4 protein-coding genes and 1 pseudogene are annotated in these 4,046 nt (G+C 64.5%); all 5 read right to left on the reverse strand.

Features of this window, described 5'->3' with window-relative positions:
- A partial coding sequence (locus AC04L7_RS13740) for a GTP-binding protein (RefSeq protein ID WP_295949238.1) occupies nucleotides 1-172 on the reverse strand: 172 nt, incomplete at its 3' end.
- Between the two features lie 73 nt (nucleotides 173-245).
- Complete coding sequence (fusA, locus tag AC04L7_RS13745; protein WP_475513214.1) at nucleotides 246-2,336, reverse strand: elongation factor G; 2,091 nt, start codon at nucleotides 2,334-2,336, stop codon at nucleotides 246-248.
- Between the two features lie 175 nt (nucleotides 2,337-2,511).
- Complete coding sequence (rpsG, locus tag AC04L7_RS13750; RefSeq protein ID WP_055945227.1) at nucleotides 2,512-2,979, reverse strand: 30S ribosomal protein S7; 468 nt, start codon at nucleotides 2,977-2,979, stop codon at nucleotides 2,512-2,514.
- Nucleotides 2,980-2,991: 12 nt separating this feature from the next.
- Nucleotides 2,992-3,366: a 30S ribosomal protein S12 gene (rpsL, locus tag AC04L7_RS13755; RefSeq protein WP_475513215.1), complete on the reverse strand. Its 375-nt coding sequence runs from the start codon at nucleotides 3,364-3,366 to the stop codon at nucleotides 2,992-2,994.
- Nucleotides 3,367-3,600: 234 nt separating this feature from the next.
- Nucleotides 3,601-4,046 (reverse strand): annotated as a pseudogene (locus AC04L7_RS13760) (DNA-directed RNA polymerase subunit beta'); the annotation flags it as partial.

Below are 4,046 nucleotides of genomic sequence, written 5' to 3' on the forward strand. Positions count from 1 at the left end.
CCTTCTCTTCCGGCGCCGCGTCGATCGCGTCATAGGCCTTGAACTCGCCACCGAAACGCTCCGCGCCGATCTTCGTCAGCGCCGCCGTCAGCGTCGTCTTGCCGTGGTCAACGTGACCAATCGTGCCCACGTTAACGTGGGGCTTGGTGCGTTCGAACTTACCCTTTGCCATTGTCTTCTACCTTGTTATGCGTGATTCGTGACGGGAATGCAGGGTACGCGACCGCGACACCCTGCCCCATTGCTCAGTTCTTCTTGACGACCGCGTCGGCGATATTGGCCGGCGCTTCCGCGTAGTGGTCGAACTCCATCGWGWACGTSGCGCGRCCCTGCGACATCGAACGCAGCGTGGTGGCGTAGCCGAACATTTCGCCCAGCGGCACCATCGCAGCGATCACCTTGCCGGACGGACTGTCGTCCTGGCCCTGCAGGATGCCGCGACGACGGCTCACGTCGCCCATCACGTCGCCCAAATAATCTTCCGGGGTGACGATCTCGACCTTCATCATCGGCTCCAGCAGGACCGGCTGGGCCTTGCTGAAAGCTTCCTTGAACGCCATCGAGCCAGCGACCTTGAACGCCATTTCATTGGAGTCGACGTCATGGAACGAACCGTCGACCGCCTTGATGGCGATGTCGACCACCGGGAAGCCGGCCAGCGGGCCGCTCTTCATGGCGTCTTCAATGCCCTTGCCCGCAGCAGCGACGTATTCCTTCGGCACCACGCCACCGACGATGGCGCTCTCGTACGAGAAGCCCACACCGCGCTCGACCGGCGACATTTCGATGACGATGTGGCCGTACTGGCCGCGACCGCCCGACTGACGCACGAACTTGCCGTCCTGCTTGACCGACTTGCGGATCGTCTCGCGGTACGCCACCTGCGGCTTGCCGACGTTGGCTTCCACGTTGAACTCGCGCTTCATGCGGTCCACCAGGATTTCCAGGTGCAGCTCGCCCATGCCCGAGATGATCGTCTGGCCGGATTCTTCGTCCGTCTTGACGCGGAACGAGGGATCTTCCTGCGCCAGGCGGCCGAGGGCCAGGCCCATCTTCTCCTGGTCGGACTTGGTCTTCGGCTCCACCGCCATCGAGATGACGGGCTCCGGGAACACCATGCGCTCCAGGGTGATGATGTGGTCGAGCGAGCACAGCGTATCGCCGGTGGTGACGTCCTTCAGGCCGACCGCTGCGGCGATGTCGCCCGCGCGCACTTCCTTGATCTCGTCGCGCTGGTTGGAGTGCATCTGCAGGATGCGACCCACGCGCTCCTTCTTCGACTTGACCGGGTTGTACACGGCGTCGCCGGAGTTCAGCACGCCCGAGTAGACGCGGAAGAACGTCAGCGAACCCACGAACGGGTCCGTCATGATCTTGAACGCCAGCGCCGAGAACGGCTCGTTGTCGCCCGCCTTGCGACTGTCTTCCTTCTCGTTCTCGTCGATGCCCTGGACCGGCGGACGATCGGTCGGCGACGGCAGCAGCTGGATCACGCCGTCGAGCATGGCCTGCACGCCCTTGTTCTTGAACGCGGAGCCGCAGTAGACCGGAATCACTTCCACCTTCAGCGTGCGCTCGCGCAGGCCGGCGATGATCTCGGCTTCGGACAGATCGCCCTCGTTGAGGTACTTGTCCATCAGTTCTTCGCTGGCTTCGGCAGCCGCTTCGACCATGAAGGCGCGATCCGTCGCGGCTTTGTCAGCCAGCTCGGCGGGAATGTCGCGGTACTCGAACTTGGTGCCCTGGGAAGCGACATCCCAATGGATGTACTTCATCTTCAGCAGGTCGATGACGCCCTCGAAGCCGTCTTCGGCGCCGACCGGCACCTGCATCGGCACCGGGTACGCGCCCAGGCGGGTCTTCAGCTGGTCGACGACCTTGAAGAAGTCGGCACCGGTACGGTCCATCTTGTTGACGAACGCAAGACGCGGCACGGCGTATTTGTTGGCCTGGCGCCACACGGTCTCGGACTGCGGCTGCACGCCGCCAACGGCGCACAGCACGAACACCGCGCCGTCGAGCACGCGCAGCGAACGCTCGACTTCGATGGTGAAGTCGACGTGGCCGGGGGTATCGATGATGTTGAAGCGGTGCTGCGGCAGGGACTTGTCCATGCCGGTCCAGAACGCCGTGGTGGCGGCRGACGTGATCGTGATGCCGCGCTCCTKCTCCTGCTCCATCCAGTCSRTGGTCGMGGCACCGTCGTGCACTTCACCGATCTTGTGGCTGACGCCGGTGTAGAACAGGATGCGCTCGGACGTGGTGGTCTTGCCGGCGTCGATGTGCGCCATGATGCCGAAATTGCGGTAACGCTCGATGGGAGTGGTGCGAGCCACGACAGTCTCTCTTTTCTGATGGAGGGCCGGCGGGATGCCAGGGCCTTCCGTGGAGGGCGGATCTTCAGATGGCCGAATGCCGCCTTTCGGCGGCCTTCGGGGCGGGGCGCCAAACTGCGCCCCAGGGACACCTAGATGGTGTCGGAGGCCCCTGCATGCAAGGGCCCCGAGGCCGTTACCAGCGGTAGTGCGCGAACGCCTTGTTCGCTTCCGCCATGCGGTGGGTCTCTTCACGCTTCTTGATGGCGCCGCCGCGGTTCTCGGAGGCATCCAGCAGTTCGGCAGCCAGCTTGCGCGGCATGGTGTTCTCGCCGCGCTTGCGCGCGGATTCGATCAGCCAGCGCATCGCCAGCGCCATGCGGCGCGACGAACGCACTTCGACCGGCACCTGGTAGGTGGCGCCGCCGACGCGGCGCGACTTCACTTCGACAGCCGGCGAGACGTTGTCCAACGCCTTCTCGACCAGCTCGAGGGCATTGGGGTTCTTTTCGCCGATGACGTCCATGGCGCCGTACACGATCTTTTCGGCGACCGACTTCTTGCCGCTCAGCATCACCATGTTGATGAAGCGGGCAATCGTCTGGCTGCCGTGCTTGGGGTCCGGCAGGATTTCACGTTGGGGGGCAGAGCCTTTGCGCGACATGATTCTTTTTCCTTAAGCCTTGGGACGCTTGGCGCCGTACTTCGAACGGCCCTGGCGGCGCTTGGCGACGCCGGAGGCGTCGAGCGAGCCGCGCACGGTGTGGTAGCGCACGCCCGGCAGATCCTTGACGCGGCCGCCGCGCACGAGCACCACGGAGTGCTCCTGCAGGTTGTGACCTTCACCGCCGATGTAGCTGATGATTTCTTCCTGGTTGGTCAGGCGCACCTTGGCGACCTTGCGMAKCGCCGAGTTCGGCTTCTTCGGGGTSGTSGTGTAGACGCGGGTGCACACGCCGCGACGCTGCGGGCAGTTGTCCAGCGCGGGCGACTGGCTCTTGTACGTGGGTGCCTGCCGCGGCTTGCGGACCAGCTGATTGACGGTTGCCATAGTGGATTCTTCGTGTGAAGGCCGGAGCCTTGTTTGACATGAAAACGAAGGCAGGCCGCAAGACGGCCCACCTAGACGGAAAAGTATAGCCGGCAACCCGCCCGACCGTCAACGCGACGGAGGTGGGTGCCTGCCAACTGACTGCGATCCCGCCCTTCCTGGGCCGAAAACGAGGCGCTTCCTGCGCCTCTTTTCGTGGTCTGGGACGGCCTGGAGGCCGTCAGGTAGTACGGTTTAGCTGGCGCTGGACTCCTCGCCGGCGTCGTCGGTGGTGGTCGTCACGACTGCAGAAGCAGCCTCGGCGACGCCGCCCGACAGGGCGTTCACTTCCGCCTCGGTCAGGCCCGACGCATTGCGACGGCGCTGGTTGTGGTACGCCAGGCCGGTACCCGCCGGGATGAGGCGGCCGACGATAACGTTTTCCTTCAGGCCGCGCAGCGTGTCGCGGGTGCCGCGGACGGCCGCCTCGGTCAGCACGCGCGTGGTCTCCTGGAACGAGGCCGCGGAGATGAACGATTCCGTCGCCAGCGAGGCCTTGGTGATGCCCAGCAGGACCGGGTCGTACTTCGCGGGCAGCTCGTTGCGGGCCAGCAGCTTCGCGTTCTCTTCGATGAAGCGCTGCTTCTCGACCTGCTCGCCGGCGAGGAACTTGCTGTTGCCGGCATCGGTGATCTCGACCT

It is taken from the genome of Pseudoxanthomonas sp. LjRoot204_2, from assembly GCF_056175765.1.